This window comes from Herbaspirillum sp. VT-16-41, assembly GCF_001994935.1.
Classification (GTDB): domain Bacteria; phylum Pseudomonadota; class Gammaproteobacteria; order Burkholderiales; family Burkholderiaceae_D; genus Herbaspirillum; species Herbaspirillum frisingense.
This window is the reverse complement of the sequence record NZ_MUXB01000101.1, coordinates 1-26,571: the sequence shown is the minus strand read 5'-3', so window position 1 is coordinate 26,571 and position 26,571 is coordinate 1. Positions and strand designations below refer to the sequence as shown.

Below are 26,571 nucleotides of genomic sequence, written 5' to 3'. Positions count from 1 at the left end.
GTCAGTCGCTCAGTAGGTCTTGTACGGCAGGAACTTACCCGACAGCATCACGTTCACGCGATCACCATTGGGGTCGGCCTGACGCTGGATGTCCATCTTGAAATCGATGGCGCTCATGATGCCGTCGCCGAATTCTTCGTGGATCAGTTCCTTGATGGTGCTGCCATAGACGCTGACGATCTCATACCAGCGGTAGATCAGCGGATCGGTCGGCACCGGGGTCGGCAGCGAACCCTTGTAGGGCACGATCTGCAGCCACAGGGTTTCTTCATCGGTGAGTTCGAACAGCTCCTGGGCGGTGGCGGCCTGCTTGGCGGTCAGGGTCATCTGGCCCAGCATGGCAGCGGTGGTCCACTCCTTGCTCTGGCCGATGCGCTCGGCGATCTGGGCCCAGGTCATCTTCTTGCTGACCTTGGCGGTAACGATCTTCTGGGTGACTTGGTTGCGGTCCATGGCTATCTCCTTTTGGGTGGACGGAATAAAGATCGACGACACACCTCTCAGTGCGCGTCATCGATCGTGACGAATGCTTGCGACACAATGACGAAATCTCTTGGGCTGCCCTGCCGGTTTTCAGGCCACCGCCTGCTCCAGCCCCGGCATCACGATGCGCGTGGGAGGACGCGGTCCCCCGCTGGCCTGGGCCGCCTGGATCTGGCGCGAGCGGTGTACCAGGAAATCCACCAGGTGATTGCGGATGCGATAGAACTGCGGATCGTGATGCATGGCTTCCCGGCTGCGGGTCTTGGGCAAGGTGTTGATGACCACTTCGGCGATGCAGGCCTGCGGGCCATTGGACATCAGGAATATCTTGTCGGCCAGCAGGATGGCCTCGTCCACGTCATGAGTGATCATGAACACGGTCTGCCCGGTGGCCGCGCAGATCTTCAGCAGCTCGTCCTGCACCACGCCGCGTGTGAGGGCATCGAGGGCGCCAAAGGGTTCATCCATCAGCAGCATCTTGGGCTCGATGGAAAAGGCCCGGGCGATACCCACCCGCTGCTTCATGCCGCCCGAGAGTTCGGAGGGCTTCTTGTGCTCAGCCCCCTTCAGACCCACCATCGCGATGAAGCGGCGCGCATGTTCCTCGGCCTTGGCGCGCGACCAGTCGGGCCAGCGCGAACGGACCGCGAACACCACGTTGCCCAGCACGCTGAACCAGGGCATGAGTGCATGGCTCTGGAACACCACGCCGCGATCCAGACTCGGCCCCTTGATCTCGCGCCGGTCCATGATGACCACACCGTCGCTGGCCGCCTCCAGCCCCGCCAACACGTTGAGGATGGTGGTCTTGCCGCAGCCGGAGTGGCCGATCACGCAGACGAATTCACCGCGGTCGATACCGAAGGAAACCTGTTCGAACACCGGCGGCGCGCCCGCCGCATAGCGTTTGGAGAGCCCCTGCACGCTCAGGAAATTGTGGTCCATGCTCTTGCCCTCTTCATTCGATGTACGCGATTTACTCGACATAGGTCACCAGTCTTTGCAGCCGGGCGAAGATCAGGTCCAGCACCATGCCGGTCACGCCGATGACCAGGATGGCGAAGATCACGCTGGTCAGCGACAGGTTGTTCCATTCGTTCCAGACGAAGTAGCCGATGCCGGTGCCGCCCACCAGCATCTCGGCCGCCACGATCACCAGCCAGGCGATCCCCATGGAAATGCGCATGCCGGTCAGGATGGTGGGTGCCGCCGCCGGCAGGATCACCAGGAAGGCGCGCCGCAACGAGGACACTTCCAGCGTCTTGGCCACGTTGAGCCAGTCGCGCCGCACCGAGGCCACGCCGAAGGCGGTGTTCATCAGCATCGGCCAGACCGAGCAGATGAAGATCACGAACACGCCCGAGATCGACGAATCCTTGATCGTGTACAGCGCCAGCGGCATCCAGGCCAGCGGCGAGATGGGCTTGAGGATCTGGATGAAGGGATTCAGGGCGCGCTGCATCAGCGGCGACATGCCCAGCAGGAAACCCAGCGGAATCGCCACCACCGCCGCAATCGCAAACCCCAGTCCGACCCGTCCCAGCGAATAGGCCAGCTGGATGCCGATGCCCTTGTCGTTGGGACCGTTGTCGTAGAAGGGATTGGCCAATTCCTTGCGGATGGTCTCGCCCATCTGCGCCAGGCCGGGAAAGCCGTCGCGCTTGGCCGCGCCACTGCTCTTGCCCATCAGCTTGGCGTATTCATCCTGGGCGGCACTGGCCGCGCCCTCCTGCGGCAGCGTCGCGAAATGCCACACCATCAGCAACGCCGCCAGCAGCAACAGCGAGATCAGCGCGGCGCGCCAGCCGAGATGCCTGGCCGGCATCATGCGCTCCTCTTGATGGCGAAGCTGTTGACGTAGGCCTCGGCCTTGTTGGCGTCGAACTCCTTGCCCATGATGGAATACTTGCGATAGGCACCTTCCGGCACCGGCTGGCCCAGTTCCTTCATGTGTTTCTTGGCCTCGGTCAGCAGCAGCACCTTCTCGGTGATGGCCTTGTAGTCGATATCACCCTTGATGTAACCCCAACGCTTCATCTGCGTGAGAATCCACACCCCCATCGAATCCCAGGGGACCGGGTCGAAGTCGGCACGGCCCGGCACATTCTTCACATTACCCAGACCATCGGCAAAGCGCCCGGTCAGCACCTGCTCCACCACCGTCTCGGGCTGGTTGAGGTAGGCTGCCGGCGAGATCACCTTGGCCACCAGCGAGCGGTTGGACGGGTCGCGCGCCATCGCGGCGGCGGTCAGCACGGCGCGGAACAGCGCGGCGAAGGTGTTGGGGTTCTGCTTGATGAATTCTTCCGACGTACCAAAGGCACAGCAGGGGTGGCCGTCCCAGATGTCGCGCGAAAGGATGTGGATGAAACCGATCTCGTCATACACCGCGCGCTGGTTGAAGGGATCGGGGCCGAGGAAGCCGTCGATGTTGCCGGCCCGCAGGTTGGCCACCATCTCCGGCGGCGGCGTGACGCGGATCTGTACATCGCGGTCCGGGTCCAGGCCATGTTCGGCCAGGTAGTAGCGCAACAGGAAGTTGTGCATCGAATACTCGAACGGCACCGCGAACTTGAAGCCCTTCCACTGCCGGGGATCGCGCTTGTCCTTGTGCTTGTTGTGCAGCGTGATGGCCTGGCCGTTGATGTTCTGGATGGTCGCCACGCGCATCTGGGTGGCATTGCTGCCCACCCCCATGGACATGGCCATGGGCATGGGCGAGAGGAAGTGCGAGGCGTCGTGTTCCTTGTTGATCATCTTGTCGCGGATCAACGCCCAGCCAGCCGTCTTGTTGAGCGACACGTTCAGGCCCTGCTTGCGGTAGAAGCCCAGCGGGTCGGCCATGATCAGCGGCGCCGCGCAGGTGATGGCGATGAAGCCGATCTTGAGGTCCTTCTTTTCCAGGGCACCATTCTTTTCCTGTGCCATGGCCTGCAGCGAACCCAGCGGCAACACGCTGGCAATGGCCGCCCGCGCTGCATTGCGGCCCACCGCCCGCAGGAAGTCACGGCGCTCGGCCACCCGCGGGAAGAGCGAACGCATCACGGCTTCTTCCACCACGTCGTTGGTGAGGGCTTCCACATCCTGACCGCGTTGCTGGCGCAGTGCTTCGACCTCGACATCGTGTTGCTGCTGGCTGCCGTGGCGGCCACAGGAACAGCCCTGGCCGGCGCGCTCGGCGTCATAGGTGTGGAACAGATTGGTGTCTGCTGCGTTCGGCATGATTCCCCCGTTTGGTGAGTGTGCGGTGATTTCTTTGCTTCACCATCCACCATTGCAAGGGACTTGCCAGCCTCATGGGCTACGTCATGCTGTCACGACATCCTGTAGTGCTGGCACTACAAGCCGGGGCCAAACCCGCGTCAGACCGGCAGCAACTGATGACGTACTGCATACATGGCGATGCCGACGTCATTGGCGGCGCCAGTCTTTTCCAGGATGCGGCTGCGATAGGTGCTCACCGTATTGGGGCTCAGTTCCAGCTGCTCGGCGATCTCCCGCACGCTGCGGCCGGCGGCGATCAGCTGGAACACCTGGTATTCACGGTGCGACAGGCTCTCGTGCGCGGCCCGCGGCGCAGCACCAGCGTGCTGGGCCAGGCCGGAGGCCAGTGTCTCGGCCATCTGCGCGCTCACGTAGAGGCCACCGCCGGCAGCCTTGCGGATGGCATCCACCAGTTGTTCGGGATCGGCGCTCTTGTTGAGATAGCCGGCCGCGCCCAGCTTGTAGCAGCGCGCCGCATATTGCTTTTCGGGATAGGTGGACAGCATCAGCACCGGCAGGCGCGGCATCTCCTGCTTGATCTGGCGCAGCACGTCCAACCCGTCCTGCTGGGGGATGGCGATGTCCAGCAGCACCAGGTCGATGGCCTCCACCCGGGCCCCGTGCAAGACCTCCGGCCCGCTGGCACATTCGGCGGCGACCTCGATATCGGGGGTATCGGCCAGGATCTGCTTGAGACCCTCGCGCACGATGCGATGATCGTCGCATAAGAGAATGCGGATAGTCTCGGCGCCGGCACTCATGCTGCCTCCCGGCCGCCGTGACTGGGCAGGCGCAGGCAGACCAGGGTCCCCGGCCTGCCGCTCTCTGGTGCAAGGCGCGCACCAGCAATGCTCAATGCGCCGCCAAAGTGCAAGGCCCGCTCGCGCATGCCCATCACGCCGTAGGAGGTGGCCGCCTCCAGCGCCGCACGGGGTGCGCCCACGCCATCGTCTTCCACTTCCATGCGCAGCTCCGACGGGCTCAGGTGCACGGCGATGCGTACCCGCGTGGCATTGGCATGACGGGCCACGTTGGACAACATTTCCTGGAAGATGCGAAACGCCGCCGTGGCCTTGGCACCATCCGGGGGAAAGGCTTCGGGCGCGATATCGAACTCGACCTCGCAGGGCAGTTCGGTGGCTTCCGAGAACTCCTGCACCTGCCATTCGAGGGCGGCGATCAGGCCCTGGTGATCCAGGATGCTGGGCCGCAGGTCGGTGATGATGCGCCCCACATTGTCCACCGCCGTCTCGATCAGGCGGCTCATGGCATCACACTTGCGGGCCACCGGTTCCAGGTCGGTGACGCGCTTGGCCATCCAGTTCACATCCAGTTTCAAGGCCACCAGCAGGCTGCCCAGTTCATCGTGGATCTCGCGGGCGATACGGGTGCGCTCATCCTCGCGCACCGAGTGCGCATGCGCCGACAACTGCCGCACCTGGCGCAGCGCGGCCGACAGTTCGCGGGTGCGCTCGGCCACCCGCACTTCCAGCTCGGCCTTGGCGCGCTGCAGTTGTTCCTCGGCCTGGCGGCGCTTGGAGATATCGCTGAAGGTGATCACCGCACCGCGTACCTGGCCGCCGTCGATGATCTGGTAGGAAGAATATTCGGTGGGGAAGAAGCTGCCGTCGGCACGCCAGAACACTTCCTGATCGACCCGGCAGGACTCGCCCTTGCGGAAGGCCTTCAGGATGGGACAGTCGGCCTCGGGGTAATGACCGCCGTGCTCATGGCTGTGGTGCACCAGATCGTGCATGTTGCGCCCCAGTACCTGGGCCGGGGCATAGCCCAGCATGTCGGCGCCGGCGCGATTGATGAAGGTACACAGGCCATCCAGGTCGATACCGTAGATGCCTTCGCCGGTGGAGTCCAGCAGCAGCGCCAGCTTGTCGCGCAGCAGGCCGCCGGGTGCGGCCAGGGCATCGGAAGCAAAAACGGGCAGGTGGGGATCGTTGTGCATGATCCCCACCTGCCCGCAAGAGGCATGCCAGTGCCCGCCGCCCGGGCCTGGCCCGACAACGGCACCGGCCGGCCCCGTTACGGCATGTACTGCCCGCCGTTGACGTCGATGATCTGGCCGGTCACATAGCCCGACATCTGGTCCGAGGCCAGGTAGAGGAAGGCACCGCTGCACTCGTCCGGGTCGCCGATGCGGCCCATGGGGATGGTCTTGCGGAACCCCTCCAGCTGTTCCGGGGTGGTGAAGCGTTCCTGGAACGGGGTCATGATCACGCCCGGCGCCACGGCGTTGACGCGGATCTTGTCGGCCAGCAATTCCTTGGCCATGCCACGCGTGATGGTACTCACGAAGCCCTTGGAGGCCGCATAGATCAGCGCACCCGGGCCGCCGCCATGCCGCGCCGCCACCGAGGTCACGTTGATGATGTTGCCGCCGCCCTGGCCGCGCATGACCGGAATCACCGCCCGCGTGAAGGCCACCACCGAGCGGGAATTGATATTGATGATGTCGTCGAACAAGGCATCCGTGACCTGCTCCAGCGGCATGCGCTGGACCAGGCTGCCGGCGTTGTTGATGAGTACGTCGATGCGCCCCATCTGCTCCACCGCCTTGGCCACGGCGGCATTGATGGCGGCGCTGTCGCGCACGTCGGCGCCGATGGTGATGGCCTTGCTGCCAGCGGCGCGCACCTCGGCGGCGACCGCTTCGGCTTCCTTGGCCGAGCTGTTGTAGTGCACCACCACATGGGAACCACGGGCGGCGAAGGCACGCGCGGCGGCGGCGCCGATGCCGGTGCTTGCACCACTGATGAAGACGACTTTTCCTGCCAGATCCAGCATGCTGTTCTCCTGTTCATAAACGGTTGATCATTCATGCTCCGGCTTGTGCATGGGGCGGCCCTGCGCGCCCTGCCGGTATCGCTTCTTGTATTCCGGGCGCCGCAGCAGGTCACACTGCGGCTGTCCTGCCACGTCGCCGTTGTGGAATGCCGCAGGACCCGGTCCGGCGGGACCCGGTCCGGCGGCAACGGCGACGCTTGCTGCCTGATCAGTCGTGTACCGATTCGTCGCGGTTGCGACCGGCGCTGCGGTAGGCGTCGCGCACATTCATGAGGTGATTGCGCATGGCTTCGGAGGCCTTCTGCGGATCGCGGGCCTTGAGCGCATCGAGGATGTCGCGATGGTCCTGCAGGCTGCGCTCCAGCGTGGCCGGAATGCGCGAGGTGATGGAACGGCTCTTCTTGCCCAGCATGTAGAGGCTACCGGCCACGCTCTGCAGGAAGGGGTTGTTGCAGCCCTCGATGATGGCTTCGTGGAATTCCACGTCGGCCGCCGAGAAAGCGGCGGGGTCCGACAGCAGGCGCGCCTCGTCCTCGACGTTGCGTACCAGCCGGTCCAGCTCGGCCTGCTCCATGTGCGTGGCCGCCAGCGCCGCCACCCCGGTCTCGATGATGAGGCGGGCGTCGAACAGCGCTTCCAGGGTGCCGGGATTGAGGTCGATGATCATCTCCAGCGGCTCCAGCAGTTCGCGGGTTTCCAGCGAACTGACGAAGGTCCCCTCGCCCTGGCGGATGCGCAGCAAGCCCAGCAGTGCCAGCCCGCGGATGGCCTCGCGCACGGCCGGCCGGCCCACGCCCAGCATGGCCGCCAGCTCGCGCTCGGGCGGCAGTTGCTGGTCGGGCTTCAACAGACCGCTGCGGATCATGGTCAGCAAGCGCTGCGCGACCTGCTCGGAAATCGATTTCTGGACGATGGGATCAAAGGACATGCTGTCGGGGGGTGAAGACCTGTAGGGATGATTCGTTGCCGCATCGGCAACGTCTTGCTGGCCTGGGACGCATGCGTCGCAAAGGTAAGACCAATGGCTGTGGAGGATAGGTATCGGGGCGGGATGTGTCAAGCGGCGGGAACATTGGTGCGGCGCGCAAGAAAAGAGCGCGGGATGGGACGTCTAGGCCCGACGGCGCATCAGGTCAACGAACTGATGCGGGCAAACAGGCCCGGATCCTGGTCTACCAGTTTCAGCAAGACCGCCGCTTGGGCATTCGGTCGAGATACGCCCTGCTCCCAGTTCTGATAGGTTCGGGCATTGACTCGCAGGCTACGCGCCATCACCGCCTGTGACACGCGGGCCTTTTGTCGGACCCGCTGGATTTCTTCAGCTGTGATCGAGACCGGCTCGGCAGGTAGTTGGCAGCGGGTGGTGCGCAAGGTGAGCTTTCCCGTACGTTCATTGGCCATGTCTTCCACGCCGGCCATCAGTTCGTCGAACAGATTTCTTTTCTTCATGATCTTTTCCTTGCCATCAGTTCAGCGTCGAGCACACGCTTAAGCAGCTTGCGCTGTTCGGCTGTGAGGTCGTCCATTTCGTCCTTGCCGTAGATCGTCAACAGCCAGAACTGACTTTCTCCGTTCCAGAAATAGTAGATGATCCGCAAACCACCCCGCTTTCCCTTGCAACGGCGAGCATCGGGGAAGCGTAGCTTCCTCAGTCCACCGCTGTCTGCAATCAGCTTTCCCGCTTGTGGATTACTCATCATCAACTTTTGAAGTTCGGCATAGGCGTCGTCGGAGAGATATTGACTCCGGCAATTTTCAAACAGTCGTGTTTCTTTGAATACGGCTTTCATCCGCAAACCATACGTAATTCACGTATGGTTTTCTATCGTACCATGGGGATGACCGATGCCCTCCATCTGCATCGCATCTGTTAGGCTAGGCGCGCCTATCGCTTCCCTCGTCTATCCATGAACCTGCGCTTCGTAGAGGCCTTCCACTGGGCCGCCTCGCTCAAGAGCATCACCCGCGCCGCCGAAAAGCTGCATATCACGCAATCGACCATGTCCAGTCGCATCGCCTCGCTGGAAGAAGAACTGGGCGTGGTCTTGCTGGACCGCCGGGCCAAGCAGTTCCGTCTCACCGCCTCGGGCCAGCGCTTCCAGTTGCTGGCGGTGAAGCTGCTGTCGCTGCAAAGCCAGATCCGCCAGGAACTGGGCGGCAGTCCGGGCGGGCCGATGGCGCTGCGCATCGGCAGCATCGAATCGGTGGTGCATAGCTGGCTGCCCGGCTGGCTCAAGGAAATCCGCAGCCGCTATCCTGATTTCGCGCTGGAACTGACCGTGGAAACCTCGCCGGTGCTGATGGAACAGATCGGGCGCGGCGCCCAGGACCTGGTCTTCACCTCCATCGTGGGCAGCGATACGGCGGTGCGCTCGCGCATCATGGCGTCCATGGAGATGGTCTTCGTCGGCCATCGTGATACCCATGGCACGCGTCGCTATCGGCTGGAAGAGCTGGCGGCCGACGACCTCATCACCTTCCAGCGCGGCTCGCAGCCGCACCAGGGGCTGCTGCAGCTGCTGCAGGAGTCCGGGCTGCCGATGCCACGCGTGCACGCCATCTCCTCGATCTCGGCCATGGTGCAACTGGTAGAAGGCGGCTTCGGCGTGGCGACCCTGCCCAAGCTGGCCATGCGTGAACTGACCCGCCGCCTGCCGCTGCGCATCCTGCGCTGCGAAGAAACGCTGCCCCCGCTGCAGATCCACGCCAGCTATCGCGAGGAGCCGGGCTCCAGCGTGGCCGAACTGGTGCTGGATTCGGCCCTGGAACACGCCCGGCGCGCCCAGGGCAAAAGGCGCGGCGCTTCCACGGCGGACGAAGACTGAATCCGACACCATCCCCCCCGGCCATCGCCATCAGGCAACGCGTTTCGCGTCAGACAGGAAACATCTATCAGCTGACGGGAACAACAAGTAGTCAATCAACAAAAACGCTGACGTCATCGAAAAAATCGATAACAAAAGATATAAATTTTTTGTTGGACGCGTGCTGGATGCCCCTCCTACCATCGGTGGCATTCCCATCCCACCATCAAGCGCCAGCACGACGCAGGAGACCGCCATGCCTGAAACGCCCACCATGCCGCACGCCCCCCGCAGCATTTCCCTCACCGCCGATTCGACCGCACTGGAAGTGCGACTGGCCGCCCGCCATGGCGACTTCACCGGCCACACCAGTGGCGTGGCCAGCGCCCATGTGCAGGTCAACCTGGCCATCCTGCCGGCCGCGCTGGCCGATGACTTCCGCCGTTTCTGCGAACTCAATCCGGTGCCCTGTCCGCTGCTGGGCGTCTCCGAGCCAGGCTCGCCGGCCATCCCGGGACTGGGCCAGGACCTGGACATCCGTACCGACGTGCCGCGCTATCACATCTGGCGCAATGGCGAACGCGTGGGCGAGGTCACCGACCTGCGTGCCTACTGGCGCGACGACCTGGTGACCTTCGCGCTGGGCTGTTCGTTCTCCTTCGAACACGCGCTGCTGGCCGAGGGCATCCCGCTGCGCCATGTCAGCGAAGGCCGCAACGTGGCCATGTATCGCACCAACATCCCGACCAGGCCGGTGGGTGTCTTCTCCGGCCCCACGGTGGTCTCCATGCGTCCGCTCAAGGCCGCCGACGCCATCCGCGCCGTGCAGATCACCGCCCGCACACCGCAGGTGCATGGCGCACCGATCCACATCGGCGACCCCGCCCTGATCGGCATTAGCGATATCAACCAGCCAGACTACGGCGATGCAGTGGCGGTCCACGACGATGAACTGCCAGTGTTCTGGGCCTGCGGCGTCACGCCGCAGGCGGCCATCGTAGCGGCCCGCCCGGCCTTCTGCATCACCCACGCGCCCGGCTACATGCTGGTCACCGACAAGCTCAACAGCGAACTCTGACACCCCGCCCCGGAGAGAACCATGTGGCTCAAAGAAACCAGCAGCGCGGAACGACGCACCCTGACGGCGACCTTCACCGGCTATGCGGTGGACGGCTTCGATTACATGATCTACACCTTCCTCATCCCCACGCTGCTGGCGGCCTGGAGCATGAGCCGCGCCGAGGCCGGCTACATCGCCACCGGCGCCCTGCTGACCTCGGCCGTGGGGGGCTGGGCCGCCGGCATCCTGGCTGACCGCTACGGCCGCGTGCGGGTGCTGCAATGGACAGTGCTGTGGTTCGCCTTCTTCACCTTCCTCTCCGGCTTCACCGATTCCTTCGGCCAGCTGTTCTTCACCCGCGCCATGCAGGGCTTCGGCATGGGAGGCGAGTGGGCGGTCGGTTCGGTGCTGATCGCCGAGACCATCTCTGCGCGCCATCGCGGCAAGGCTTCGGGGCTGGTGCAGAGCAGCTGGGCGGTGGGCTGGGCGGCGTCGGCGCTGGCCTTCTGGGGCATGTACGCGGTGCTGCCGCCGGAAAAGGCGTGGAAGGTGCTGTTCTGGATCGGCGTACTGCCGGCCCTGCTGACCCTCTACATCCGCCGCGCCATCAGCGAGCCGGCGGTGTTCGTGGCGGCCCAGGCGAAGATGCGGGAAAGCGGCCAGCGCGGCAACTTCCTGCGCATCTTCCATCGCGACCTGCTGCGCACCACCATCCTGGCGAGCCTGCTGGCCACCGGCATGCAGGGTGCCTACTACTCGGTGACCACCTGGCTGCCAACCTTCCTCAAGACCGAGCGCCATCTCTCGGTGCTGGGTACCAGTACCTATCTGCTGGTGCTGATCGGCGGCTCCTTCTGTGGCTATCTCACCTCGGCCTGGCTATCCGACACCATCGGTCGTCGTCGCTGCTTCATGCTGTTCGCGGCCATGGGCATCCTGCTGGTGCTGAGCTATACGCAGATGATCATCACCGACGCCTGGATGCTGGCGCTGGGCTTCGTGCTGGGGTTCTTCCTGTCGGGGATCTTCTCGGGCATGGGCGCCTACCTGTCCGAACTGTTCCCCAGTGATGTGCGGGGTTCGGGCCAGGGCTTCTGCTACAACTTCGGCCGCGCCATCGGTGCGATCTGTCCGGCGCTGGTGGGTTATCTCAGCAACAGCATGCCGCTGGGACAGACCATCGGCTGGATCGCCGCCGGCTGTTACGGACTGGTGATCGTGGCCTGCCTGATCCTGCCGGAGACGCAGGGCAAGGAGCTGGAAGCGGCGGTCACCACTGCCTGACCGTTCCCGCAGGGCAGCAAGCACAGGCCGGCGCCAAAACGCCGGCCTGTTTGCATTGCGCCCTCGTATGAGACGGGTCGGGGTCGCTCAATAGGCGCTGGCCTGGTCGAGCGCGGCGATGTCTTCGCGGCTCAACTGCAAGCGCGTGGCGGCCACCAGTTCGTCGAGCTGCGCCAGCGAGGTGGCGCTGGCAATCGGCGCGGTCACGCTGGGGCGCGCAATCAGCCAGGCCAGCGCGACGGCGGCCGGAGTGCTGGCGTGACGGGCGGCGACCGCATCCAGCGCAGCCAGAATCTGGAAGCCACGCGGGTTGAGATAGGACTTCACCTTGCCGCCACGGGCGGCGCTTTTGCCGAGGTCGGCCTCGCTCCGGTACTTGCCGCTGAGGAAGCCGCTGGCCAGCGAATAGAAGCCGATCACGCCCACGCCCTGCTCCAGGCAATACGGCTCCAGCGTACGTTCGAACCCTTCGCGGGCGACCAGGCTGTATTCGGGCTGCAGGGTCTGGTACAACGGCAGACCCAGCTGGCGACCGATGTCGCGCGCCTGCGCCAGCCGGTCCACCTCGTAGTTGGAGGCCCCGATGAGGCGCACCTTGCCGGCCTTGACCAGGGTGTCGTAGGCGGCCAGCGTTTCTTCCAGCGGCGTGCTCCGATCATCGTCGTGCGACTGGTAGAGGTCGATATGGTCGGTCTGCAGGCGACGCAGCGAATCTTCCACGGCGCGCAGGATGTAATCCTTCTTCAGGCCCACGCGGCCCTCGCCCATGTCCTTGCCGACCTTGGTGGCGATCACCACCTTGTCGCGCCGGCCACCCTGGGCCAGCCACTTGCCGAGGATGGTCTCGGATTCGCCGCCCTGGTTGCCGGGCGCCCAGCGCGAATAGACGTCGGCGGTATCGATCAGGTTCAGGCCGGCCTCGACGAACTTGTCGAGAATGGAGAAAGAGGTCTTCTCGTCGATGCTCCAGCCGAACACATTGCCGCCGAAGGCCAGCGGTGCCACGGTGATATCGGATTGACCCAGCTTGCGTTGTTGCATCGGAATCTCCTTGTCATGATGGTCGGAAACAGTGGCGACCATTGTAGGCGCGGCCCGCAAACTCTGCTGGCGGGCATCTTCCAAGCAAAGCCGACAGCGCGTTAAGATAGCCGCCACGTCATTCCATGCAGCGCACCTGCCCGCCCGCCACCCTCATGAAGCCCCGCATCGCCTCCACCGAACTGGCCCAGCACCGCACCGGCAAGCTGACCGATACCGTGTACGCCAGCCTGCGCGACGACATCTACGCCTTCCGCCTGCTGCCCGGCGACCGCTTCGCCGAGAATGACGTGGCCGAACGCCTGCAGGTCTCGCGTACCCCCGTGCGCGAAGCGCTGATGCGACTGCAGAGCGAGGGACTGGTGCGCGGCCATTTCCGCAACGGCTGGGAAGTGGTGCCGATCGACCTGGCGCGTTTCGCCTCCCTCTATGAATTGCGTGAGATGCTGGAACTGCACGCGGTGCGCAAGCTGTGCTCCCCGCGCGTCGCGCCCGAACGTCGCCAGCAACTGGTCGCGACACAGGGCGCCATCTGGCAGTGCGCCGCCACCGACCGCCTGCCGGACGGCCTGGCCGTAGCGGCCATGGATGAAGGCTTCCATGCGGCGCTGGTGCAGGCAGCCGGCAATGGCGAGGCCGACAGTGTCTATCGCCAGCTGACCGACCAGCTGCGCATCATGCGCCGGCTCGACTTCGCCTATGGCGACTGCATCGACGACACCTACGCCGAGCACTGCGCCATCCTGGACGCCATCGCCGGCGCCGACGCCGAACTGGCCGGCGCCCTGATCGCCCGTCACATCGAGGACAGCCACACCGTGGTCGAGCGCCTCACCATCACCCGCCTGGAACAGGTGCGCGCCGAGTCGGTGCAGGCCGCACCGCCGCAAGGCAATCTGGTCGCCGGCGGAGCACCGGCGCGACGCAAGCGCTTCGGCTGAGCACGCCCGCTCCCCCTCCCCGGTTGCCCTGTACCCCCTCTGTGTGAACCTGTAGCGGACGGTTTTTTCCCCATGCGCGCTTGCCGCCAGGCAAATGGCATGAAAGCTGCTTTTGTGAGCCCAGGATTTATGCATACATAAATTCAGGCACGCGGCCCGCTGCCTCATCCGGCAGTCCCTGGCCTCCCATCCGGCTTTCTGTACAGGAGAAACGCATGACCACCCTCACCCAAACCGCCCCGGCGAGCACCCAGGGCTTGCTGCGCAACCGCTGGTTCCAGTTGCTGATCGGCCTGATCTGCATGATGGCCATCTCCAGCCCGCAATACGTCTGGACCCTGTTCACCAAACCCCTGACCGCCAAGCTGGGTGTGCCGCTGTCGGAACTGCAGATCACCTTTTCCATGCTGATCGTGCTGCAGACCTTCTTCTCGCCCTTCCAGGGCAGCCTGATCGAGCGCTTCGGCGCGCGTCGCCTGATCGCCATCGGCACCTTCATGTCCGGCCTGTCCTGGGTCCTGGCGGCGCAGGTCTCCAGCATCGGCATGTTCTACCTGGCCTATGGACTAGTGGGCGGGCTGGGTACCGGCATCGTCTATGTCGGCGTGGTCGGCCAGATGGTGCGCTGGTTCCCGGACCGGCGCGGCTTCGCCGTGGGCATGGTGGCGGCCGGCTATGGCATGGGCGCGATCCTGACCACCTTCCCGATCTCGGCCTCGCTGGCCAGCGCCGGACTGGAAACCACGCTCTGGCAATTCGGCCTGGTGTTTGCCGTGATCGGCGTGATCGCTTCGCAGGCCCTGCGCTCGCCGGATGCCAGCCACGCCGCCGCCATGCCGGCCCCAGCCATTGCCGCCAGCACGCATGACCTGGCGCCGCGCCAGATGCTGCGTACCCCGCTGTTCTGGCTGATGTTCGCGATGATGACCATGATGTCGACCTCGGGCCTGATGGTGACCTCGCAGATGGCCACCTTCGCCCGCGACTTCGGCGTGGCCAACGTGATGGTGTTCGGCCTGGCCGCGCTGCCGCTGGCGCTGACCATCGACCGCCTCACCAATGGCCTGACCCGCCCCTTCTTCGGCTGGATCTCGGACCGCTACGGTCGCGAGAACACCATGTTCTTCGCCTTCGCGCTGGAAGGCGTGGCCATGGCACTGTGGCTGGCCACGCGCGAGAACGCGGTGCTGTTCGTGCTGCTGTCGGGCGTGGTGTTCTTCGGCTGGGGCGAGATCTTTTCGCTCTTCCCCTCCACCCTCACCGACACCTTCGGCACCCGCAACGCCACCGCCAACTATGGCTGGCTGTACATCTCGCAGGGCATCGGCTCCATCTTCGGCGGCCCGCTGGCGGCGATGATGCACGAGAAGACCGGCAGCTGGCATCCGGTCTTCGGCACCGCCATCACGCTGGACATCCTGACCGCCTGCCTGGCGCTGATGGTCCTGAAACCCTGGCGCGCGCGCTATCTGGCCAAGGTCGCAGGCTGAGATCGCTAACGTTCTTCCGCTGAATTCCTCCGAACCATGATGCCGCCCGGTGCCACGCCGGGCGGCATTTTCTTTTGAGGACACAGGCCCGCTTCCCGCCCGGGCGACGGATTGCCCCCTCCTGCCGTATACTTCCCGTTCTCCTGCATCGCCTGGCAAGTCATCTGCAACCGGCTTGCAAGCCTTTGTAACTCCCCTGCAACTCAGTGCGGTCACGCGGGTCTGACCCTCCCGCGCCTCATCACAAGAACACACTACCGCTGCCTCATGGAAATCGTCTTTACCGTCCTGATCCTGCTGCTGGCCGTCGCCGTCTCCGGCGTGGTGGCAAGGCTGGCACCATTCAAGCTGCCCCTGCCACTGTTCCAGATCGCCCTGGGCGCCGTGCTGGCCCTGCCCATGTTCGGCCTGCGCATCAGTTTCGATCCGGAACTGTTCCTGCTGCTGTTCATCCCGCCACTGCTCTTTACCGATGGCTGGCGCATGCCCAAGCGCGAATTCTTCCGGCTGGCGCGCCCCATCCTGGCCCTGGCACTGGGTCTGGTGATGTTCACCGTGGTCGGGGTGGGCTACTTCATCCACTGGATGATCCCGGTCATCTCGCTGCCCTCGGCCTTCGCCCTGGCGGCCGTGCTCTCGCCCACCGATGCGGTGGCGGTCTCGTCCATCATCGGCAAGGGGCGCCTGCCGGCGTCGATGCAGCATGTGCTGGAGGGCGAAGCGCTGATGAACGACGCCTCCGGCCTGGTGGCCTTCAAGTTCGCCATCGCCGCGGTCATCACCGGCAGCTTCTCGCTGCTGGACGCCAGCATTTCCTTCGTGCTGATCGCCGCCGGCGGTATCGCGGTGGGCCTGATCGTGGCCTGGGGCTTTGGCCTGATCCGGCGCAAGATCATCGAATGGGCCGGTGACGAACCGGGCATCCAGGTGGTGTTGCTGCTGCTGATCCCCTTCACCGCCTATATCTTCGCGGAACACTTTGGCCTGTCCGGCATCCTGGCGGCGGTCGCTGCCGGCATGCTCATGCCCTACCTGGAAACGGCCGGCGGCGAATCGGCCGCCACCCGGCTGCAGGGGCGCAGCATCATGACGATGCTGGAATTCGTCTTCAACGGCATGTCCTTCCTGCTGCTGGGCCTGCAGTTGCCGGGCATCGTCAGCCTGGCTCACGTGGATGCGCAGATGGCCGGCAACGTCCCGGTCTGGCACCTGTTCGTCTATATCCTGGCCATCACGCTGGCGCTGATCGTGCTGCGTTTCGTGTGGGTGTGGATCAACCTGCGCATGCGCCGCTTCGCGTCGGCACTGCGCGGCCAGAGCGGACGCAACCGCAAGTTCGACCTGCGCCTGATCAGCATCACCGCGCTGTCAGGCGTACGCGGCGCCATTACCCTGGCCGGTGTGATGTCGATCCCGCTGCTGCTGAAGGAACATACGCCCTTCCCGGCGCGCGACCTGCTGATCTTCCTGGCCACCGGGGTGATCGTCTGCTCGCTGCTGTTTGGCAGCTTCCTGCTGCCGTGGATGCTCAAGGACCTGCAGCTCGATGCCGAGGTCAAGCGTCGCCGGGCCGAGGAGATGATGGCGCGTCTGCGCCTGTCGGAGGCGGCCGTGCGCAGTATCGAGACCGCCCAAGAACGCATCGGCGTGACCCTGGACGAAAACGACCTGGCGCTGCTGACCGAAGTCAGCGGCAGCCTGCTGGCCACCTACCGGATGCGGATGAATGCGGAGAGCGATTCGGAAGACACCCAGCGCGCCGCCAACCGCTTCAAGCAGTTCGAGCGCGAACTGCGGCTGGAGGCGATCCGCGCCGAGCGCCTGGAGGTGCACTACCTGCGCGCCGAACAGCGCATCAACGATGAAACCTTCCTGATGCTGATCAACCAGATCGACATGGCCGAGACCTGGCTGCTGGGCTCACTGAACGGCCCCGGCCAGCATCACTGAGGAGGAGCGGCAACGACAAAGCCCGCGCTGCCATTGGCAGGGCGGGCTTTGTCGTTGCCCTACGGACTGAAGCGGCTCAGGCCACCGAATTGATGGTGGTGCCGATGATTTCGCCGGTGGAGTTGCGCGAAGCCTGTTCGCGGCGATTGCGTTCTTCGTTGGCGGTCTCGGCACGGGTCTGGTCGGCCTGGATTTCTTCCTGGCGGCGCATTTCGGCCTTGGCGGCGGCTGCGGCCTCTTCGGCGCGACGCACGGCGACCGGGTCGTTGGCTTTGCCCGTGGTGGGTGTATTGCCGTTGGGGTCGGAGACGACGGCGTTGACGGCGGAGGAAATGTCGATGGGCATGTTGGGCTCCCTGTGACTGCGAAGACTGAAGACGGATACTGGACCGGATCGGGCGTACCGCTGCCGGTACGAATTCGCTATGTTACGCCCATTGTTGCGCTCTGCCACAGGGAAAATCCTGAGTCGCGCAGAATTACCGGGATGCCGTGCGGAAACTGTGATGAATCTGGCAAATAAACCGCCCTGGCCCGGCGTACATCGATGTCAGGGTGGCAAGTGATTGCCGTACAGACAAGCCAGATGGAACCTTACCGTAGCGCTCGGCGGATGGCTCCCGCCTGTTGTGCAGGCCGCAGCAAGCGTCGCGCTTCCTCCCCACTGGCCGAAAGTGACAGTTACGAATTGCAATGCCCCCAGTGTCGGTATTGCTCGCAAACCGGGTCAACACTAGATTGACCGCTGGCGTCGGCATTCCAGATGAAGCAGCGGGTAAGGCCGTCCTTGACCGTCCAGTTCTGATCGCCCTGTCTTGATGAAGCCCAAGTGCAAGTAAAAAGCGGATGCTTGCTCGTTCTGTTCGTTGACATCCGTCGTCAGAAAAGGCGATAAGCCCAATGCGTATTCGACCAGGCCACGACCAATGCCTTTGCCATGATGGGCAGGATCGATAAACAACGCCTCCATGTGCGCGTCATTCAACAACATGAAGCCCAACGGTCTGTCGTTCTCGTCGACGGCTAATAGCAATGGAGCAGCTGGAAGAAATTCCCGGACCTCATTGGCAATTTCCGCATAGTCAGTCGGACTCAAAAAATCATGCGTGGCCAGTACGGCATTGCGCCAGATGTCCAGCACTCGATCACCATCGTCGCGATGTGATTTTCTAATATTCATCATATGTCTTCAGGCAAGAGTCGGCGCTATCGGGCTAGTGCTGACGAAATCGATATCGAATTCTTCACACTCATATTCATCCGGCGGCTCCCAAAGTGCGCTCGCGATCTCGAATATATGATCCGGCACGAGCATTGAGAATGTGGGACCTTGCTCCTGATTCCTCCGTCGGACACGTTCGCGACGAAGTTCCAGAGGGGCATCAAGCACATGGATACGAAGTGAAAATCCCTGGTCCACGATGCGCCGGCAAAACGCCATTCGAGGTAACTGTTGGATCAAGCCGAGTTCCAGCACCACATCTCGCCCTGAATCCAGTATTTTTTGACTATGAATCCAGATCAGGTCCAACAAGCGCTCTTTGCGCTGGACATACCAAGGGACGAAATCACTTTCGGGGCGATCAGGACTAAAGAGCCTGGCGAACCACTCGTCGAGCGCAATATGTACACCCCCGACATTTTCCGCCAAGACGGTGCTGAAGGTGGATTTGCCAGCCCCGACAGGGCCTTCAACGAGATGCACTTGATTCATTGCGTGAGTGTTCATTAAGGGGATACGCATTGTATGCGGACAATTGGATGTCTGGAACTGCCCGCTTCGGAGCTCGCACCGGCCACTAACTCGCGGGTTGAGTTTTCTGGAAACTCGTCGAATTCACGAAGTCCCACTGGTGTTTGGCAATGCTTCGGATAGTGCAGAAAGAATTCAGGATAACTCGGGGGCGAAGCGCTATGCAAAGGAGACCCATCTATCTGGACGATGTCTGGGCCCACGCCACAAATATTTCTCCCACCTCTCTGAGGGCGGCTTCGCGGCGCGGCATATCCAACGTCGGCGCATCATAGTAAGCAGCGACAAATAGCGGATTACGCTGCGGTGGACGCACGATCGCGTAGTCATTGGTCTGCCGCTCCACGCTGGTGCCGGGGCGGTCGCCTGCCTGCCAATCCGCCGGCAGGGCCGCACGCAGGCGATTGCGTCCCGGGCGGCAAGCGATCATCCAGTCTTCCAGTTGCTGGCGCGCATCCGGACTCAAGACATCGCCCGTCAGGATGGCGCGTGCATTGCCGACGATGGCCCGCGGCGTGGTCGTGTCCCGCGCACCACTGTACTGATTGGACATCGGCTCATAACGGTCGGAACGCGTCACGGTGTCGCCCAGGCTTCGCAAGAAAGCAGTCAAGCCCTCCGGGCCGCCAGCATTGCGCATCAGCAGGATGGCGGCAGTGTTATCACTCAGTTCGACGGTCGCCTGACACAGCTCGCCTACCGTCATGCTGCCGCGCCCGACGTTGGTCAGGGTGGTCGGCGAGGTGAAGATCAGATCCTTCCTGGTATAGGGTATTGATCGTTGCAAGCTCTCCTTGCCTTGATCGACGCGGGCTAGCACCTGCGCAGCGAGCATGCCCTTGAACGTGCTGCACATCAGGAAACGTTCATCGGCCCGATGTGCCAGTGTCTTGCCCGAACCGGTATCGACCGCGAACACGCCCAGGCGCCCGCCATAGCGGTGTTCCAGTTCGGCTAGCGGGGAGGTAGCGGCGCGCAGGTCAAAGGCGATACCGCCGAGGCCGAATGCCAGGGGAAGACCGATGCTGAGTTGCCGGCGTTTGAAGGAAATGGTCATGGGGAAATTTTCTCGTCAGTGCAAGGAGCTGGGAAAAGGGCACAACTCGCCCCGGCAGGCATCGGCGCTACCAGAACGAGATCCGCGATCGGGAAAAGTGTCAGCCGTTCTGCTGCGGTTGCTGCTGCGGAATCGCGGGGAGCAAGCGGCGAATACTGCGGGCGTCACGTTCCATGGCGTCAGGCCTGGCGCCGTCGAGCAAGACCAGCGTGACATCCTGCTGTGGCGACTTCAGCCGCATGATGAGGCAGCGGCCCGCCGCTGCCGTGAAGCCAGTCTTGGACAAGGCGATGTCCCATCCCTTTTGCCCGACCAGCTGGTTGGTGTTGCGATAGGTGACGCGCTGCCCGGCGATCGTGATCGCGCCCGCCGGGGCTGTCGTATAACGTGCGATGTCCGGATAGCCTGCGGCCGCGCCGGCGATGGCAGCCAGCTCCAGCGCAGTCGAGGTGTTGCGTGGCGAGAGCCCGGTCGGATCATCCAATGTGGTGTGCGCCAGGCCGAGTTCCGTGATCTTGGCACTGGCCGCTCGCCTGAACGCAGGCAGACCACCCGGATAGCTTTGAGCGAGCGCATAGGCAGCACGGTTATCCGAAGAAGCCAGTGCCAGTTGCATGAGCGTGCGCAGGCTGACGCGGGCCCCTTGCGGCAGACTGGAACTGACCTGCCGCAAGGCACTGACGTGCTGCTGTTCGATGCGAACCAGTCGATCCAGATCAGGCTTTGCATCGAGTACGACCATCGCCGTGACCAGCTTGGTCAGCGAGGCGATCGGCACCACCGCATCGGCGTCCTTTCGCAGCAGCACGCGACCGGAATGGCTATCCAGAACCGCCACATGATTCGACTCCAACAGCCGTCCCAGCATAGAGGCTTCCCCCTCCTGAACGGCATCCGGCAAGGTGCCGGCTTGCCGATGCTCCGACGCGGCGCGCGTCGCTGCCATCGATGATGGCGTAGCCGGCACAAACTGCAGACCAGCCGCGAGCGCGGCAGCCATCGTCAGGGCCAGCATCACCGCCGGCACCGTGGATATCATGACCGTGGGCGGGATCCGTGTTGACGGCCGCGCCAGCCGCTTCACGCGCTCCAGCAATTCCCCGCTCGCCGCTTGCAGCGACACGGCTACCGTATTGTCCCGCGTCTGGCATTGACTCAGTCGCTCCAGCGCGAGCGCCAATTGCCGCGGCTCGCCGGTCAGCGTACCGGCCAGATCGTCGGCGATCAACTCGCGCTCCATACGGATTTGCCGGGAGAGCCACCACACCACTGGATGGAAGAAGAGCAATGCCTCGATCGCGTTCTGCAACAGATTGATGAGGTAGTCCAGGCGCTTGATGTGGGCGATCTCATGAGCCAGCAAGGCTTCCAGCATCTGCGGTGGCATGCTCAGAAAAATCGCCCCCGGGACGATGATGACTGGCCGCCACCATCCCGTCGTCAGCGGTCCATGGTTGCCATGCGCCACACGTAGCAAGACCGGTCGGCGGATGCCGCAACATATCGCCAGGGAGCTGGCGCAGGCCTGCCAACGCGTGGGCGCTGCGCCGGTCTGTACTGCGATATTCCTGCTCCAGTACAGCCCGGATGCCAGCCGCGCTCCCATTGCGATCACGCCGACCGACCAGCAGGCAACCAGCCATGGCATTGCGGAGGTGAGGAAGATGGAAAAGGGCTGGCTTCCGATCATCCCGGCCAGACCGTGGCCGGCGCCCGTCGATGCTGTGGTCATTGCAATAGACAGGCCTGCCTCCAGCAACACCGACGCCAGGCACGACAGTTGCGCCAGACACAGCATCAGATAACGTTGCCTGCAAGCCGCAGTGGGGAGCAGGCGCAGCAGCACGACGGCGACGGCACCGATCAGTGCCCCTTTCCAGAGGAAATTCAGAAGCGCCCAGCCGATTGCCGTGACCACGGTAGATGATTCCGCGATCACCGCTCATCTCCGTGCAGTAGTCTCCTGATCTCGTCTTTCTCTTCTTGCGTCACGTGATGGCGCAATGCCGCCATCACCAGCGCCTTGCCCGATCCCGAGAATGCCTTCTGGATCAGATCCTTCAGCAGGGTCGCCTGCAGCGACTTCTGCCGCTGAGCCGGTGCATAGACGTGAGAGCGCTCGCTTTCATCGCGCGTCAGCAAGCCTTTGCCGTGCATGACCTGCATCTGCCGCAACACGGTGGCATAGGAGAGATCGGGCCGCTCCGGCAGCATGGCCTCATGCACTTGCTTGACGGTGGCATCGCCCAGCTGCCACAGCACGCGCAACAGGTTCAATTCGGCCGCGGTGGGCCTGGATTTCTTGTGGGCTGGTTCCATATCGGATTCCTAAAGGCATGATCGTTGCGAAGTAGAATATATTTTCTAGACCAAAGTGTCTAGACTAAAATGTCTATACATCTGAAAGGCCAACATACCCTCGATGCCCTCCACCGATTGTCACGACCGCATGCTGACGACGCATAATCCCCGGATCGATGTACTCAGAGGCATCGCGATCCTGCTAGTACTGTTTCACCATTTCAATATTGCCTATCGGCTTGAAGAGACATGGCTGGCGGACGTGTTCGGATGGCCGGCATTACGCGCCTTGGCGCGCAACGGCAACTACGGCGTCACCATCTTCTTCGCCATCTCGGGCTTCCTGATCACGTCCAAAGTCTTTCAGCGCCGGCGGGAGATCGGCCAGATCGACCTGGCCGGCTTCTACCGTCTGCGCATCGCGCGCATCCTGCCTTGCCTGCTGCTCCTGCTATGCCTGGTGGATCTGCTGGCTATGGCGGGGCTGACCATCTTTCAGAACCGCGTCGTCGATGGAGGCAGCGTGTCGATGTGGCGCGTCAACCTGGCCGGGGTGGCTTTCCACATGAACGTGCTGATTGCGCGGCATGGATGGGTGAACTATGCGCTCGGCGTGCTGTGGTCGCTTTCCGTAGAAGAGGTGTTCTATCTGGTGTTCCCGCTGGCCTGTCTGGTGTTGAAAAGCGAGCGCCGGCTTCTGGTCTTCATGGCGGTGATCATCGTGGTCGGGCCGGTCTATCGTTTTGCGCACCCCGGCGACGAGGGGCAATTCCTGTATGGCTATTGGGCCTGCTTCGACAGTATCGCGATCGGCTGTTGTGCTGCGATCTTTTCCAGGCGCGGCGGGTTCGCATGGCTGAATCACCCTGTCGTGCGGGTCGCGGTCGGACTATCCATGGCGGTGTTATATCTGGCTTGGCCGATCGCGCAGAGCAAGGTGCTGGGTTGCACGGTCATGGCTGCAGGGACGGCTCTTATGCTGGTCGCCGCGCAATACAGGCCCGCACGCGGCACGACAGTCGCGTGCCGTGGGCTGGCTGCATGCGGGCGCTTGAGCTATGAGCTCTATCTTTTTCATCTGATCGTACTCGGCCTGATGCGCGCAGGATTCCCGCCGCAAACCATTTCAGGAGGAGGAAAGATGGTGCTCCTGCCCGCTTACTTCATGATGTCGGCTGCGCTGGCCCAGGTCATCTCACGCGCGTTTTCCGCACCGATGAACCGTATCATCCGGGGGACATAGCCATTCATGGTTCGCTCGCAGGATGAGCCGCTCCACCTGACCCTCTTTCATTGCCTTCCGGAGGGTGCCACGTGGTCATACGAAAGTCGGCCATTCGCTCATTCAAGTCCGGCCAACGGTCTCGCTTCTTCAAGAATCCACTGCGCGAACGCCTTGAGGGGCTCACTGCCAAGTTGCAACGGCTCAGGGAGCACAAGGCAAAATGTCTTGGAAATGCTGCTGTCCTGCGGCCACGGTGCGACCAGGCGACCTTGCGCCAGCTCGACTTCCACATACAGACGCGGCACCAGCGCGACGCCCAGCCCGGCCAATGCTGCCTCAATCAGCATTCCATGCAAGTCATAGCGGGGCCCTTGCGCAGAATGGCTCAGGCTAATCCCGGTCTGCGCGGCATAGCGGTTCCAGGCATCGTGATTCTGACGTCGATGCAGGCGAGGCAGAGTGTCCAAGGCAGGGGTCCCTGTCGCTCCTTCCAGTAATGCAGGATGACATACCGGCACCAGCACCTCATCGAGCAGACGATAGGTGTGCATTCCGGCCCAGGCCGGATGCAAGAAATGGATCGCCGCATCCAGGCCACTGCCAGGCAGCAGGAACGGCTCCATGCGTTCGGAGAGATGCACCGTGATGTGGGGATGCAGGGCAGCAAAGCGCGGCAGGCGGGGGATCAGCCAGCGCATCGCAAACGTAGGGCTGACCGCGATATCCAGGCTGGCTCCGTCAGGCGGCTGGGACATCAGATGCTGGCTGTCTCGGTCCAGGCGCTCCAGCGTTTCCCGGACATGGCTGGCATAGCGTTGGCCATGCGGCAGCAAGCGCACGCGGTTGCCGATCCGCTCGAACAGGGTCACTCCCAGAAATCCCTCCAGGCGGCCAATCTGCCGGCTGATGGCGCCTTCGGTCAAGGCCAGTTCTTCGGCGGCACGTGCAAAGCTGCCGTGACGCGCCGCAGCCTCGAATGCCATCAGTGAGCTGTTGCTGGGAATCCTGCGCCGCATCGTATTCCTCGTATTCCATAAGCGGGTTGATGACGTGAGCTTTACCTTATGTCAGTGAAGCTTGCCTAAGTATCGATTTATTGACCGGGATTGGCTGCCTATCATGACAACTCCTCAACCAAGCAGGCCGCCACAAGGGTGGCCGTGGCCCATCATCATTATGATCTATACCGTCGAATGCAGCTTCGCCGACCCCACCAGCGAAGCAGAATGGAACGATTTCTACAGCCTGGAAAAGTTGCCCGCCCTTATCTCCGTGCGCGGCTTTCACACTTCGCAGCGATTCAAGGCTTTGAGGGAAGGCTGCCCGGTCTATCTCGCGCTGCATACCATTGACCATCACGACGTGCTTCTCTCTGACGAATACCGGCGAAAAGGCGGTGGCAATTTCGCGCGATGGCAGCAACACATCACCGACTGGCATCGCAATCTCTATGAAACATCGGCTACGGCCCCTGCGGTGCGTAGCGGGGAGTACCTGCTGCTCAGTGCGCGTGGCCCCGATCCCTTGGTGGCAATGGGGCTGTCGCCATCGATCCTGCATGCCGTCGCCCTGGAGAAATTCCCGGAATGGAGATGGATGGCAGTCCTTTCCGATCCCGTCGATATCGACGGTATTGCCCTGCCCGAAGGGCTGCATCTCTATGCTCCGATGACTGCGCAACTGCGCAGCGGTAGCGAGCCGGCCATTGTCAGCGCGAACTAGCACGATGCCCAATCTCACTTTCTACATCCGCCAGGACCAGATGCCCGCCGCGCAATCCCTGGATCGGCTCACCGCGCGCTGCATACAGCTCTGCACGAAGATTCTGGAGGCGCGGCCCGAGAACATCCACGTCATCTACGTCGCGGTCGGTCATGGGACAGGCCATCCTGCATTCGCCGACGTCCGTTATCGGATGTCGGCAAACAGGACGCCGGCCATCATGGAAGATTTCATGCAGCAGCTGGACGAGGCCATCCAGGACCATACCGGACTGCTGCCGCGCATCCGCTGCTTTGCCTATGCCGCGCAGTCCATCAGCGCAAGGCATTGATTCCTACCCACAGCAAACGAGACGAAAATGCATTTCCCCAGTCAGCAAATCGGTGATTTCTCCGTCACCGCCATCAGTGATGGTTTTCTCAGCGCACCTCTGGAGCTGCTGTCCAATATCGATCCTGCAGAGGCGACCAGGCTCCAGCATGCGGCAGGAATGAGCGACCCCTCTGCCATCCATATCAATTGCTATCTGATCCGTAGCCCGACGCAAACCGTGTTGGTCGATGCCGGCGCCGGTGGCTTCAAGCAATGGGGCGGCCGATTACAGGACAATCTCAAGCAGGCCGGAGTGCTGCCTTCCGACATCGATACCGTCCTTCTGACCCATGCTCATCCCGACCACATTGGTGGCCTGCTCGATAGCGCAGGAGACCGCGCCTTTCCCGATGCGGAGTTGGTAGTGCAGGGGCAGGAACTGGACTTCTGGGAGAACGACGCCAATTTCTGCCGCGCCAGCGAGCGGGCGCGCGGAAATTTCATCTTCGCGCGCCGGGTATTCGGCAAGTATCGGGACAGGCTGCGCACCTTCGCCGGCGGCGAGGTCCTTCCCGGCATTAGCGCCCAGCCGCTGCCCGGACATACCGCCGGACATTGCGGCTATCACATCAACTCAAATGGGCAGGGCCTGTTGATCTGGGGCGATATCGTGCATTTCCCGCACCTGCAGATCGCTCGCCCCGACGTCTCCATTGCATTCGACCTCGATCCGCATCTGGCGACGGCAACCCGGGTTCATTTGCTGGATATGGTGAGTGCGGACCAACTACTTATCGCGGGTATGCACCTCGGTGAGGAAGGCTTCGTCCAGATTGTTCGCACGGGAAAGAGTTATCGGGTTGTAGGCAAGCGTTGATAGCCCTGATGTTACCCCCCCCCCCCCCCCCCCCCCCCCTCCGCTCCCTCCGCTGTCACCCTATCCACTCTCATCCCCTCTCACCATTCCACCCCCAGCCACACCCTCCCCCCCACAGCCGTCCCAACTCAGTCACCCGCTCCCCCCCCGCCCACCCCTCCCCACACCACAAAACTCGTACTACACCCACGCACAACACCACATCACC

General features: G+C 63.1%; 28 protein-coding genes. 10 read left to right on the top strand and 18 right to left on the bottom strand.

Going from position 1 to position 26,571, the window contains the following annotated elements; translation table 11 throughout:
• Nucleotides 1-9 precede the first annotated feature (9 nt).
• The 10 genes from cynS to BTM36_RS11040 all read right to left on the bottom strand — a co-directional run bounded on the left by cynS (nucleotide 10) and on the right by BTM36_RS11040 (nucleotide 8,336).
• Nucleotides 10-453 carry a cyanase gene (gene cynS, locus BTM36_RS11085; RefSeq protein WP_006462740.1) on the bottom strand — a complete coding sequence of 148 codons (444 nt, stop codon included), beginning with the start codon at nucleotides 451-453 and terminating at the stop codon, nucleotides 10-12.
• A 120-nt stretch (nucleotides 454-573) separates the two neighbouring features.
• The gene (locus tag BTM36_RS11080) at nucleotides 574-1,428 is read right to left on the bottom strand and encodes an ABC transporter ATP-binding protein (protein WP_077236321.1); all 855 of its coding nucleotides are present in this window, start codon (nucleotides 1,426-1,428) and stop codon (nucleotides 574-576) included.
• Between the two features lie 31 nt (nucleotides 1,429-1,459).
• Nucleotides 1,460-2,311, bottom strand: a complete 852-nt coding sequence (gene ntrB, locus BTM36_RS11075) for a nitrate ABC transporter permease (RefSeq protein ID WP_039874908.1) — start codon at nucleotides 2,309-2,311, stop codon at nucleotides 1,460-1,462.
• Nucleotides 2,308-3,705 (bottom strand): CmpA/NrtA family ABC transporter substrate-binding protein, encoded by a 1,398-nt coding sequence (locus BTM36_RS11070; protein WP_006462743.1) that lies wholly within the window; start codon nucleotides 3,703-3,705, stop codon nucleotides 2,308-2,310. Before BTM36_RS11070 ends, ntrB begins: the two co-directional genes overlap by 4 nt.
• A gap of 140 nt (nucleotides 3,706-3,845) precedes the next feature.
• On the bottom strand, nucleotides 3,846-4,508 hold the full coding sequence (locus BTM36_RS11065) for a response regulator transcription factor (RefSeq protein ID WP_077236320.1): 663 nt from the start codon (nucleotides 4,506-4,508) through the stop codon (nucleotides 3,846-3,848).
• Complete coding sequence (locus BTM36_RS11060) at nucleotides 4,505-5,707, bottom strand: PAS domain-containing sensor histidine kinase (RefSeq protein WP_077236319.1); 1,203 nt, start codon at nucleotides 5,705-5,707, stop codon at nucleotides 4,505-4,507. The genes BTM36_RS11065 and BTM36_RS11060 overlap by 4 nt, the downstream gene beginning before the upstream one ends.
• Before the next feature lie 77 nt (nucleotides 5,708-5,784).
• Nucleotides 5,785-6,546 (bottom strand): SDR family NAD(P)-dependent oxidoreductase, encoded by a 762-nt coding sequence (locus BTM36_RS11055; protein WP_077236318.1) that lies wholly within the window; start codon nucleotides 6,544-6,546, stop codon nucleotides 5,785-5,787.
• Between the two features lie 208 nt (nucleotides 6,547-6,754).
• Nucleotides 6,755-7,474, bottom strand: coding sequence for a FadR/GntR family transcriptional regulator (locus BTM36_RS11050; RefSeq protein WP_006462747.1), 720 nt, complete (start codon nucleotides 7,472-7,474; stop codon nucleotides 6,755-6,757).
• Nucleotides 7,475-7,674: 200 nt separating this feature from the next.
• Nucleotides 7,675-7,995 (bottom strand): DNA-binding transcriptional regulator, encoded by a 321-nt coding sequence (locus BTM36_RS11045; protein ID WP_077236317.1) that lies wholly within the window; start codon nucleotides 7,993-7,995, stop codon nucleotides 7,675-7,677.
• Nucleotides 7,992-8,336 carry a toxin gene (locus BTM36_RS11040; protein ID WP_077236316.1) on the bottom strand — a complete coding sequence of 115 codons (345 nt, stop codon included), beginning with the start codon at nucleotides 8,334-8,336 and terminating at the stop codon, nucleotides 7,992-7,994. The genes BTM36_RS11045 and BTM36_RS11040 overlap by 4 nt, the downstream gene beginning before the upstream one ends.
• Before the next feature lie 117 nt (nucleotides 8,337-8,453).
• Here BTM36_RS11040 and BTM36_RS11035 point away from each other — a divergent pair, with 117 nt between their 5' ends.
• The 3 genes from BTM36_RS11035 (at nucleotide 8,454) to BTM36_RS11025 (ending at nucleotide 11,694) form a co-directional block, all read left to right on the top strand.
• Complete coding sequence (locus BTM36_RS11035) at nucleotides 8,454-9,371, top strand: LysR family transcriptional regulator (protein ID WP_077236315.1); 918 nt, start codon at nucleotides 8,454-8,456, stop codon at nucleotides 9,369-9,371.
• Nucleotides 9,372-9,606: 235 nt separating this feature from the next.
• A complete protein-coding gene (locus tag BTM36_RS11030) occupies nucleotides 9,607-10,428 on the top strand; it encodes a putative hydro-lyase (protein ID WP_077236314.1) in 822 nt (273 codons plus the stop codon).
• 21 nt (nucleotides 10,429-10,449) lie between these two features.
• Nucleotides 10,450-11,694 (top strand): MFS transporter, encoded by a 1,245-nt coding sequence (locus tag BTM36_RS11025; RefSeq protein ID WP_006462750.1) that lies wholly within the window; start codon nucleotides 10,450-10,452, stop codon nucleotides 11,692-11,694.
• Between the two features lie 87 nt (nucleotides 11,695-11,781).
• On the opposite strand, the gene BTM36_RS11020 is transcribed toward BTM36_RS11025, so the two are convergent.
• The gene (locus BTM36_RS11020; RefSeq protein ID WP_077236313.1) at nucleotides 11,782-12,735 is read right to left on the bottom strand and encodes an aldo/keto reductase; all 954 of its coding nucleotides are present in this window, start codon (nucleotides 12,733-12,735) and stop codon (nucleotides 11,782-11,784) included.
• Nucleotides 12,736-12,890: 155 nt separating this feature from the next.
• Here BTM36_RS11020 and BTM36_RS11015 point away from each other — a divergent pair, with 155 nt between their 5' ends.
• From BTM36_RS11015 to BTM36_RS11005, 3 genes are all read left to right on the top strand, one after another.
• On the top strand, nucleotides 12,891-13,676 hold the full coding sequence (locus BTM36_RS11015) for a GntR family transcriptional regulator (protein ID WP_139347129.1): 786 nt from the start codon (nucleotides 12,891-12,893) through the stop codon (nucleotides 13,674-13,676).
• Between the two features lie 215 nt (nucleotides 13,677-13,891).
• On the top strand, nucleotides 13,892-15,166 hold the full coding sequence (gene oxlT, locus BTM36_RS11010; RefSeq protein ID WP_006462753.1) for an oxalate/formate MFS antiporter: 1,275 nt from the start codon (nucleotides 13,892-13,894) through the stop codon (nucleotides 15,164-15,166).
• 267 nt (nucleotides 15,167-15,433) lie between these two features.
• Nucleotides 15,434-17,116, top strand: coding sequence for a Na+/H+ antiporter (locus BTM36_RS11005; protein WP_006462754.1), 1,683 nt, complete (start codon nucleotides 15,434-15,436; stop codon nucleotides 17,114-17,116).
• Nucleotides 17,117-17,192: 76 nt separating this feature from the next.
• Here BTM36_RS11005 and BTM36_RS11000 read toward each other — a convergent pair whose 3' ends face one another.
• From BTM36_RS11000 to BTM36_RS10975, 6 genes are all read right to left on the bottom strand, one after another.
• The gene (locus BTM36_RS11000) at nucleotides 17,193-17,462 is read right to left on the bottom strand and encodes a hypothetical protein (RefSeq protein WP_077236311.1); all 270 of its coding nucleotides are present in this window, start codon (nucleotides 17,460-17,462) and stop codon (nucleotides 17,193-17,195) included.
• 387 nt (nucleotides 17,463-17,849) lie between these two features.
• Complete coding sequence (locus BTM36_RS10995) at nucleotides 17,850-18,299, bottom strand: acetyltransferase (protein ID WP_077236310.1); 450 nt, start codon at nucleotides 18,297-18,299, stop codon at nucleotides 17,850-17,852.
• 6 nt (nucleotides 18,300-18,305) lie between these two features.
• Entirely contained in the window at nucleotides 18,306-18,830 is a 525-nt protein-coding gene (locus BTM36_RS10990; RefSeq protein WP_077236309.1) for an AAA family ATPase, read from the bottom strand.
• A 217-nt stretch (nucleotides 18,831-19,047) separates the two neighbouring features.
• Nucleotides 19,048-19,926: a class A beta-lactamase gene (gene bla, locus BTM36_RS10985; RefSeq protein ID WP_077236308.1), complete on the bottom strand. Its 879-nt coding sequence runs from the start codon at nucleotides 19,924-19,926 to the stop codon at nucleotides 19,048-19,050.
• 100 nt (nucleotides 19,927-20,026) lie between these two features.
• Entirely contained in the window at nucleotides 20,027-21,844 is a 1,818-nt protein-coding gene (locus BTM36_RS10980) for a M56 family metallopeptidase (RefSeq protein ID WP_139347128.1), read from the bottom strand.
• A gap of 17 nt (nucleotides 21,845-21,861) precedes the next feature.
• A complete protein-coding gene (locus BTM36_RS10975; RefSeq protein WP_006462761.1) occupies nucleotides 21,862-22,245 on the bottom strand; it encodes a BlaI/MecI/CopY family transcriptional regulator in 384 nt (127 codons plus the stop codon).
• Nucleotides 22,246-22,348: 103 nt separating this feature from the next.
• Between BTM36_RS10975 and BTM36_RS10970 the strand changes: the two genes are divergently transcribed.
• A complete protein-coding gene (locus BTM36_RS10970) occupies nucleotides 22,349-23,470 on the top strand; it encodes an acyltransferase (RefSeq protein ID WP_077236306.1) in 1,122 nt (373 codons plus the stop codon).
• Nucleotides 23,471-23,568: 98 nt separating this feature from the next.
• On the opposite strand, the gene BTM36_RS10965 is transcribed toward BTM36_RS10970, so the two are convergent.
• On the bottom strand, nucleotides 23,569-24,468 hold the full coding sequence (locus BTM36_RS10965; RefSeq protein WP_077236305.1) for a LysR substrate-binding domain-containing protein: 900 nt from the start codon (nucleotides 24,466-24,468) through the stop codon (nucleotides 23,569-23,571).
• Nucleotides 24,469-24,628: 160 nt separating this feature from the next.
• Between BTM36_RS10965 and BTM36_RS10960 the strand changes: the two genes are divergently transcribed.
• The 3 genes from BTM36_RS10960 to BTM36_RS10950 are packed head-to-tail and all read left to right on the top strand — an operon-like array spanning nucleotide 24,629 to nucleotide 26,363.
• On the top strand, nucleotides 24,629-25,174 hold the full coding sequence (locus BTM36_RS10960; protein ID WP_077236304.1) for a sugar ABC transporter: 546 nt from the start codon (nucleotides 24,629-24,631) through the stop codon (nucleotides 25,172-25,174).
• Nucleotides 25,175-25,178: 4 nt separating this feature from the next.
• Nucleotides 25,179-25,505 carry a hypothetical protein gene (locus tag BTM36_RS10955; RefSeq protein WP_077236303.1) on the top strand — a complete coding sequence of 109 codons (327 nt, stop codon included), beginning with the start codon at nucleotides 25,179-25,181 and terminating at the stop codon, nucleotides 25,503-25,505.
• 27 nt (nucleotides 25,506-25,532) lie between these two features.
• A complete protein-coding gene (locus tag BTM36_RS10950; protein ID WP_077236302.1) occupies nucleotides 25,533-26,363 on the top strand; it encodes an MBL fold metallo-hydrolase in 831 nt (276 codons plus the stop codon).
• Nucleotides 26,364-26,571: the final 208 nt, after the last annotated feature.

Bases quoted from the DNA above. Each gene is read 5' to 3' on its own strand.
- cynS (WP_006462740.1), bottom strand. From the start codon at position 453: ATGGACCGCAACCAAGTCACCCAGAAGATCGTTACCGCCAAGGTCAGC.
- BTM36_RS11080 (WP_077236321.1), bottom strand. From the start codon at position 1,428: ATGGACCACAATTTCCTGAGCGTGCAGGGGCTCTCCAAACGCTATGCG.
- ntrB (WP_039874908.1), bottom strand. From the start codon at position 2,311: ATGATGCCGGCCAGGCATCTCGGCTGGCGCGCCGCGCTGATCTCGCTG.
- BTM36_RS11070 (WP_006462743.1), bottom strand. From the start codon at position 3,705: ATGCCGAACGCAGCAGACACCAATCTGTTCCACACCTATGACGCCGAG.
- BTM36_RS11065 (WP_077236320.1), bottom strand. From the start codon at position 4,508: ATGAGTGCCGGCGCCGAGACTATCCGCATTCTCTTATGCGACGATCAT.
- BTM36_RS11060 (WP_077236319.1), bottom strand. From the start codon at position 5,707: ATGCACAACGATCCCCACCTGCCCGTTTTTGCTTCCGATGCCCTGGCC.
- BTM36_RS11055 (WP_077236318.1), bottom strand. From the start codon at position 6,546: ATGCTGGATCTGGCAGGAAAAGTCGTCTTCATCAGTGGTGCAAGCACC.
- BTM36_RS11050 (WP_006462747.1), bottom strand. From the start codon at position 7,474: ATGTCCTTTGATCCCATCGTCCAGAAATCGATTTCCGAGCAGGTCGCG.
- BTM36_RS11045 (WP_077236317.1), bottom strand. From the start codon at position 7,995: ATGAAGAAAAGAAATCTGTTCGACGAACTGATGGCCGGCGTGGAAGAC.
- BTM36_RS11040 (WP_077236316.1), bottom strand. From the start codon at position 8,336: ATGAAAGCCGTATTCAAAGAAACACGACTGTTTGAAAATTGCCGGAGT.
- BTM36_RS11035 (WP_077236315.1), top strand. From the start codon at position 8,454: ATGAACCTGCGCTTCGTAGAGGCCTTCCACTGGGCCGCCTCGCTCAAG.
- BTM36_RS11030 (WP_077236314.1), top strand. From the start codon at position 9,607: ATGCCTGAAACGCCCACCATGCCGCACGCCCCCCGCAGCATTTCCCTC.
- BTM36_RS11025 (WP_006462750.1), top strand. From the start codon at position 10,450: ATGTGGCTCAAAGAAACCAGCAGCGCGGAACGACGCACCCTGACGGCG.
- BTM36_RS11020 (WP_077236313.1), bottom strand. From the start codon at position 12,735: ATGCAACAACGCAAGCTGGGTCAATCCGATATCACCGTGGCACCGCTG.
- BTM36_RS11015 (WP_139347129.1), top strand. From the start codon at position 12,891: ATGAAGCCCCGCATCGCCTCCACCGAACTGGCCCAGCACCGCACCGGC.
- oxlT (WP_006462753.1), top strand. From the start codon at position 13,892: ATGACCACCCTCACCCAAACCGCCCCGGCGAGCACCCAGGGCTTGCTG.
- BTM36_RS11005 (WP_006462754.1), top strand. From the start codon at position 15,434: ATGGAAATCGTCTTTACCGTCCTGATCCTGCTGCTGGCCGTCGCCGTC.
- BTM36_RS11000 (WP_077236311.1), bottom strand. From the start codon at position 17,462: ATGCCCATCGACATTTCCTCCGCCGTCAACGCCGTCGTCTCCGACCCC.
- BTM36_RS10995 (WP_077236310.1), bottom strand. From the start codon at position 18,299: ATGATGAATATTAGAAAATCACATCGCGACGATGGTGATCGAGTGCTG.
- BTM36_RS10990 (WP_077236309.1), bottom strand. From the start codon at position 18,830: ATGAATCAAGTGCATCTCGTTGAAGGCCCTGTCGGGGCTGGCAAATCC.
- bla (WP_077236308.1), bottom strand. From the start codon at position 19,926: ATGACCATTTCCTTCAAACGCCGGCAACTCAGCATCGGTCTTCCCCTG.
- BTM36_RS10975 (WP_006462761.1), bottom strand. From the start codon at position 22,245: ATGGAACCAGCCCACAAGAAATCCAGGCCCACCGCGGCCGAATTGAAC.
- BTM36_RS10970 (WP_077236306.1), top strand. From the start codon at position 22,349: ATGCCCTCCACCGATTGTCACGACCGCATGCTGACGACGCATAATCCC.
- BTM36_RS10965 (WP_077236305.1), bottom strand. From the start codon at position 24,468: ATGCGGCGCAGGATTCCCAGCAACAGCTCACTGATGGCATTCGAGGCT.
- BTM36_RS10960 (WP_077236304.1), top strand. From the start codon at position 24,629: ATGATCTATACCGTCGAATGCAGCTTCGCCGACCCCACCAGCGAAGCA.
- BTM36_RS10955 (WP_077236303.1), top strand. From the start codon at position 25,179: ATGCCCAATCTCACTTTCTACATCCGCCAGGACCAGATGCCCGCCGCG.
- BTM36_RS10950 (WP_077236302.1), top strand. From the start codon at position 25,533: ATGCATTTCCCCAGTCAGCAAATCGGTGATTTCTCCGTCACCGCCATC.